General features: G+C 64.2%; 7 protein-coding genes. 1 reads left to right on the plus strand and 6 read right to left on the minus strand.

All coding sequences use genetic code 11. The features are described from left to right. The first annotated feature begins 361 nt into the window (after positions 1-361). Positions 362-961 carry a recombinase family protein gene (locus WKW79_RS20490; RefSeq protein WP_340337035.1) on the plus strand — a complete coding sequence of 200 codons (600 nt, stop codon included), beginning with the start codon at positions 362-364 and terminating at the stop codon, positions 959-961. A gap of 65 nt (positions 962-1,026) precedes the next feature. Here WKW79_RS20490 and WKW79_RS20495 read toward each other — a convergent pair whose 3' ends face one another. The 6 genes from WKW79_RS20495 to WKW79_RS20520 form a co-directional block, all read right to left on the minus strand. Continuing rightward, the gene (locus WKW79_RS20495; RefSeq protein ID WP_340337036.1) at positions 1,027-1,428 is read right to left on the minus strand and encodes a hypothetical protein; all 402 of its coding nucleotides are present in this window, start codon (positions 1,426-1,428) and stop codon (positions 1,027-1,029) included. A 1,439-nt stretch (positions 1,429-2,867) separates the two neighbouring features. After that, positions 2,868-3,347: a hypothetical protein gene (locus tag WKW79_RS20500; RefSeq protein ID WP_340337037.1), complete on the minus strand. Its 480-nt coding sequence runs from the start codon at positions 3,345-3,347 to the stop codon at positions 2,868-2,870. Between the two features lie 163 nt (positions 3,348-3,510). Then, the gene (locus WKW79_RS20505; RefSeq protein WP_340337038.1) at positions 3,511-3,885 is read right to left on the minus strand and encodes a hypothetical protein; all 375 of its coding nucleotides are present in this window, start codon (positions 3,883-3,885) and stop codon (positions 3,511-3,513) included. Further along, positions 3,885-4,280: a hypothetical protein gene (locus tag WKW79_RS20510; RefSeq protein WP_340337039.1), complete on the minus strand. Its 396-nt coding sequence runs from the start codon at positions 4,278-4,280 to the stop codon at positions 3,885-3,887. Before WKW79_RS20510 ends, WKW79_RS20505 begins: the two co-directional genes overlap by 1 nt. Positions 4,281-4,298: 18 nt before the next feature. Beyond that, positions 4,299-4,781, minus strand: a complete 483-nt coding sequence (locus tag WKW79_RS20515) for a hypothetical protein (RefSeq protein ID WP_340337040.1) — start codon at positions 4,779-4,781, stop codon at positions 4,299-4,301. 166 nt (positions 4,782-4,947) lie between these two features. Next, positions 4,948-5,217, minus strand: a complete 270-nt coding sequence (locus WKW79_RS20520; RefSeq protein ID WP_340337041.1) for a hypothetical protein — start codon at positions 5,215-5,217, stop codon at positions 4,948-4,950. Positions 5,218-6,682: the final 1,465 nt, after the last annotated feature.

The following is a 6,682-nucleotide window of genomic DNA, read 5'->3' on the forward strand; positions in this document are numbered from 1 at the left end:
GGCGAGCCCGCAATTTGAGGCAGGAGCGCTTGGGCCGGCTCGCAGGGGTGTTGCCCCCAGTGCGAGCGTTGCGGCTCTTGTAGGGTTGGCAGCGCGGTAGTTGCCAGCAAAATTGCTGGCTTCGAGTCTGGAAGCGGACGAGATCAGTAAAGTCAGAATTTCTGACGTTAAGGTCGGACGCCCTGATCGGGTGGTTGTCAGTTCGAGGGGGGCTTTGCGGGCTCCGTCGGCCCATAGCCACGGCTCAAAAGGTCTAGGCTGTGAGCCACCCCATCCCTCAGTTCACACTCTAGGCGCAAAAGGTGTTGACACCTTTTTTTGAGCCGGCTCATAATCGGTCACCTTCTTATGAGCCAGCCCAATGAACCGCATCGCTTACTACCGCGTCAGCACCGCCGATCAGTCCACCGAAGCCCAGCGTCACGCCATGGGCGGCGACTTCAGCATGGAGTTCCAGGACGAAGGCGTTAGCGGCGCCATCCCTGCAGCCGAGCGGCCCGGGTTCGCGGCCATGCTGTCGGCCATCAAGGCGATGAAGAAGAAGCCGGAGCTATGCGTCTATGCCGTGGACCGGCTGGGCCGGGACAGCATCGACGTACAGACGACCGTGCGCGACCTGAGGGCCGCAGGGGTCCGGGTGAACATCCACGGCCTAGGGGTCATTGAGGGCGACACGGGCGAGCTACTGCTTACCCTGCTGGCCCAGTTCGCGCAGATGGAGCGCAACCGCATCCGGGCACGGGCTGACGCAGGACGCGAGGCGGCTCGGGAGTCGCTGGCGCGTACGGGGCTGACGCACCGGGGCAAGGTGAGCCTTGGACGCCCGGTGAAGGGCGATGCGCAGGAGGTCGCAGCGTGGCGCCTTGCCAACGGCGCGAGCATCGCGGCCACGGCAGAGCAGTGGGGCCTGTCCCTCGCGACGGTCAAGCGCTACTGCGTATCGGGCGCGGCTCTGGTCTAGCCTTCGTCCCGTGCCTCCCCGATCCGGCCTGCGAGCCGGCTTTTTTTTTGCCTGCCGCCATACCGTCAAGCCGGCGAGTCCTCGCCGACTTCGCGCCTCAACTTCTGCAACTGCAGCCTGACCAACTCGTCTTGTATGGGCTGGACCTCTCTATGCCATTTCCAGAATCCGTAGAGCATGAGGTAGAACCCCGCGACGATGAGGCCCACTAGGCCATACGTGATGGCCTTTTTGTCGCCGCGCTCGACCTCAAGCAACCTCTCTAGCATCTGCGACTTGAGGGACGGCTTCCCTACCTTGTCGGGTGCTTGAGCAGCGGCCTCGGCCTCAAGACTCAGTTCGTAGATGCGGGTGTTCGTTGCCCGGTTTTGCACCAGCGCAGCCCCGATTGAGAAGATGAACATGAGCAACCCGAACAGGGCATAGAACTTGTAGATGTTGTCTGTCGGCAGCGGGAGCTTGTCCAATGTCTTTCTCCTTGAAGGGTCGGTCGCGTGCGCCATTGTCTCTGGGCGGCGCAGGGGTTCGCCAAAGCCTCTGGGAGGCCACTGGAGCCGCGAGGGGTCCGGGGGGGGGGGGGGGGGGGGCCCCCCCCCCCCCCCCCCCCCCCCCCCCCCCCCCCCCCCCTACCCCTGCCTGATCGCCCAGGACCTCCGTTGGCCGGCAGCGACTTTCGTTGTGGCGTGGTCGACCCGGGGGGCATGGGGGCGCTGGCGCAGGCGGTGGGGACGAAGGACACTCCTCGGCCGCGTAGGCCAAATTGAGGAGGGGGCATTTGCTGCGGCCCAATTTTTTTCGCCGGAATTTTTTCGGCCGCAGTGTTCAAACTATCAATGCACAGCCACCGGGTACTCTCGGAAAACCCCAAGCCCCAAGGAAGGCCCGGAGCGCCCCTGTAGGCCCTTCCGGGCAACAGAGGCAGGCTGCCCTACTGTGTCGCCTTCCGTGGCCTTCCACGCGGCCGCTTGGGGCCTACGAACTCCGGGCGGACCCGGGACGCCTTGGCACGCTTCGGAAGGTGCGGGCGGACCTTGGTAGTCAGCGTGCGCTCGACGGTCCAGCCGAGCTGTAGCCGGCCCTTGATCGCGCCAATGGTCATGCCGTGGGACTTGCCTAGTTCCGCTGCCCATGCCTCCAAGGATTGCGCACGACCATCGTGCGTCATCCATGCGTCCTTCGTGGGTGCCTCAGTGCGCTCGGCGGTCCTCTGGTTCCTGAAGATTACAGGCTGTACAAGCAGGCGCCCGGCGCCCCATTCGCGGACTTCTCGTCCGATGATGGACCTGGGGCCGGCAAGGCCAAGGTGCCTCGCCCATTCCTTGCGGGTGCGCTTGACGCCGTTGTACTCCAACAGTTCAGGCTCAGGCCCGAACCTGCCGACCTTGACTCGTGGGGGCTTCATGGCCTTTGGCGGTCCCAGGGCAGCCTCAGCCTCGCGCTGAGCCCTGCGGCGTTCCCGCTGCCTCGCCAGTGCCTCGGCCTTGGACTGCTTCGGGGGGCGAGGCTTCGCAGGCCGGCGCAGCGCATCCCGGACCTTCTCGCACTCGCAGCACGCGCTGCGCCACTTGCCCGGTCCATTGGACGGAAAGTCAGTCAGCAGCTTTACTGCGTCACATTTGGAGCAGCGCTTTGCGCTCATCGTTTGCGCTCCATCATGGCCTTGATGCTTACGAGCCCAGCAGGGGTGCCCACAACGTTGGCGACCGCCGGATGGGTGGCGCCCAGCGACACAGCGTTGTCGTTGCGTACCTTGGCGGCGTGGCGCTTCCTGGATTTGCAGGACTGGCAAAGCGCCCGCCGACCATCTGGGGAGACGATGGATGGTCTGAACTTCGCAAGCGGCTTGGAGGTGTCGCAGCAACGGCACACTTTGTAGCCTTGGGCAATCGGGTTTGCGGGCCTGCGCTCAAGCACGACGGGTCTCCTTGATGCGGCGGACGACGGTCACGCTTTTGTGATCGCTGAGATTCAGCGGGTCGACCATCGAGATGGTGTCGCCCTTCTGGAGGTCATGAATCATGGCGACGACAAGCACGCCCTCATTGGCGTACTTCGTGCCGGTGTCCCAGCGACAGTGTGCGCGGACCATGCCTTCTTCATCGCGGAACCAACGGGCGCGGGTGAGGCCTGGGTCGGTCCGTTGATCCTTCCTGCGCGTGCAGAACCCATAGGCGCTACGGCTCAGGCGGGCCTTGAGATGCGGCTCCCCATCGAGGGGCACAAGGACGTAGTAGGGGTCTATCGGATCAGGAGCAACGTTGTACGTCGGGTCCTTGGGAGATGAACGGGCGAGGGCTGCCTCAACTTGGCGCTCCGTGCGCTCAGTGAAGGCTTTGAGAATGCCGGTTGGCTTGCCGGTCTTGGGGATTCGGGGGTCGATGGTCATGGTGTCAGGGACGAAGGAAGGCCCCGCCGAGGTCAGAAGAATCTGACGACAAACAGGGCTTCTGGGGCGGGAGATCAGGTGAAGGAAGTGAGATCGAGAGGCGCCCGAAAAGGGGGCGAGAGGGTGCAGCGCTCCCCGGAAGGTCGGGGAAGGCTCGGGGCGGCTAGGCCACGCCGGTAGACAACAGGTTCGCAGCGTCACGCTGGACGCCAGCGACTCCCCGGTAGGCCAGAGCCACTGCGCGAATCTGCGTGGGGTCCGCCGATGCGTTGTCCATCACCGCGATAAAGCGGTTCAGGACCTCGCGCACCGGATGCACGATGGAAACGCCGTTTGGAATGGCAGCAGCGCCTGAGACAGGCAGAGCAGCCAGGATCGCGGCGGCTTGGGTGCGGGCGGTCGCCTTGTTGAATCCATCAGCCGCGATCAGCGGCAGCAGGGTGTCGAGGGACGTGCTGAGGTTGTCGAGTGCAGTGAGCGTTGCGTACGCAGGCGAAGTGTCGGACATAGGTCCGAAGCGGGTTGCGACGGTAGCCATCAGTAGCTCCCGTTTCCTGCTGGGTACGGGCGGCCATAGACGTCCGTGCTCACGGTCGCACGGTTGCCGCGCACCTCGACACGCGAAGCGGACTCGGCGAGCCTGTTCGCTGCCTGCTCCGCTGTCTCGCCTTGCTGGGCGTAGTGGGCCGCCAGTGGGCGGCTGTCGGGGGAGAAGAAACTGGCGCGGGCATAGCCCTCCTGAGGGCGCAGAGCGCTGGAGGGGACCGCCTTGTTCTGTGGCACCTCGGCAAGCTGTGGCATGCGGATGGGGGCGCCAATGGGCTTGCCGGCGGCGTAGTGCTGAAAGTTGCCCGTCTCGACCAACTCTTCTCGTTGGGTCAGAGGGTTGAAGCGCTTTTCCTTGATGGGCATCAGTACGGTGTTGACTCTCATGGTCGGTCTCCTTGTTGATCAGTAGTTGCCCGACATGAGGGCGCGTTGGTAGCCGAAAGCCGGCTCTTGCGGTCCACGGGGGAACGGCCCCGTATAGGGCCGCTCATGGCCCGTAGGGACCGACTCGCACGCATGGGCAGCGCCGGACACGCCGTGTCCCCATTGGTCGAGCGCGTGCCTGCGCAGCGTGCTCAGTTGAGCGCCGAGATAAATCTCGCTGTCGCCGTTCAAGCTGGCGCGGATGCGGGCAAGGGTGTCGCTTTTGAGGTAAGCGCACTGGGGTGGCAATGTGTCCCAGAAGCCGTCGATGCGCTTGACGGCATCGGGGGCGCTGACACGGAGTTGTTCCATGTCGTCCAGGAAGGAGGCCAGCCAATCGCGGATGCGACGCACCTCCGCGAAGTGCGTGAAAGCGGCGGTGTCGGTGTAGAGCACGCCGTAGGGCGTGGACTCGCTGGGGCGGCCAGTGTCGGCCTTGGGGGTTTGGTTCTTGCGAAACATAGGTCAGTGGTTGAAGTGCAGGGCGACCGGCCTGCGCGGACTCGGCCATGGGTGGCCTTGTTCTGGTGTGTGGGTCGTGGTGAAAAGGGACGCCCCAGCCGATGAGGGCCAGGGCGTCAAAGGTCAACCACGACCGCATCAAAAAGTGGGAGGGGTAGCGCGGCCCCTATAGGGCGCCTGCCTGCATGAGGGCCATGAGGCGCTCGGCGCCGGCCAATGCCGCAGCTTTGCGGGCGACCATCTCAGGCGATGCCATCGCGACCGCATCAGCGGCTCGGCGTGCGGCTCGCTCGGCTTCGCGCTTGACGCGGCGGTCATGTGCGCGGTCTTGGGCCTTGCGTCTGCTGGCCTCGCGGTGCGCTACGTTGTGAGGGTGGAATGCGTTCCAGTCCAGCCGGTAAGGCATGCCCGGAATGGGATAGCTTTGGTCTTGCATGTTGGGCGGTCGTCGTCTCGACGGTGCGCGATGGGATGAATCAGGGCGGGGCTGGCGCCCGCATGAGAGCCATGAGGCGCTCGGCATTCGCCAAGGCTGCGGCGCGTCGCTGCGCCATCTCGGTCTCGCTGGGAGCGCCGGGAGGTGCAGCGGGCGCCGGGGGCGCGGCGAGCGCGGCGAGCGCTACGGCTTGGGTCACACGCGCTGCGTCGTCAGCGCGACGCTGAACACGTCGGGCCGCCGTTGCCAACGCTCGGGCATGCTGGCGCTCTGTTGGCGGTCCTACAAAATCAGCGCGGCGTGGGCGCGGCGTGGGCGGGCTGGGTCGTGCCGGCGCGGAGGGGGGCGCAATCAAATCCTTCAATTTGAGGGATTTGGGCTTTGGGTTCTCCAAGCGCTTCAGTCGTGCTCGCTCTGTAAGTGCGTCAGCGTTCGCCAGCTTCCACGCCTTGTTCTTCGCTGCGACCTGGTCGGGGTTGCCTTGCGCCCATGCCCGTGCCTGCTCCTTCGCCTTGTCGGCATTGGCTTGATACCAAGCCTGAGCTTGCGCCTTGACCTTCTCGGCGTTCGCCAGCTTCCAGGCTTTTCGCTGGCAGCGGAGGCGCTCGCGTTTCTCTTCGGGGGGCATGGGCACGGTCCGATCAATGAAGGGCTGGCAGGAGGGGAGCGAGGGCCGGAGGCCCGAGCGGGGCGCTGTCTGGTTCGACCTACAGCTATGACGGCTAGAGGGCGGCTTCGCCGCTGACGACCATCAATGAGGAGAGCCGGTGGAGATCGAGCGAAAGCGAGCCAAGACCTATCCTGAGAGTCACAGGGAAACCTTGAGGTCTTTTCTTTATTCCTCTACCTCTCCCACCAAGACATCTCCGGGAATACTTCAGGCCCTTGGTGCATCCGGTGTTGTCTCCGGGACAGTCCTGAGACATCCCAAGATCACCATGAATACTTAGGAGCCCCCCTATAGTCCCCCCAGTCCACAGGTTATGCACAGGCTGGGCGCCGGCTTGATCACCGCGCCTCTTTTTGCATCGCAACCCGAAGGTACTTTTGATGTTGAGGGACTCGGCGCCCGCGCTGTTTTGCATCGCAACCCGAAGGTACTTTTGATGTCAGGCGGGAGGGTGTGTCGTGGATGGGAAGCGCCACGACGGCACATGTGAAGGGGTGCGGACGGCGCTGGAAGTAGGGCTGTCGCTGTGCGTGCTTTTAATCTTGCGCGGACAGTTCAGCGGATGGGCTGTCACTGTGGGTCGGTTTATTCGGAGACGACCTCAGCGGGTCAGGGTCGTCATTGTGGGCAGGTTTTATCGGGTGCAGGGAGCGTCGAACGGTATGGTCGTCGTTGTGGGCGTCTTTACTCAGCAGTCCGTAATATAGGCGACAGATGGCATCTGGAAGAACGATCGCACGAGTCGCCGGTTCTTCTGCATATTGCGCAGCTGTTGCTCGACTCGAATAGCCAGCT

Source organism: Variovorax robiniae (genome assembly GCF_037889955.1).
GTDB lineage: Bacteria > Pseudomonadota > Gammaproteobacteria > Burkholderiales > Burkholderiaceae_C > Variovorax > Variovorax robiniae.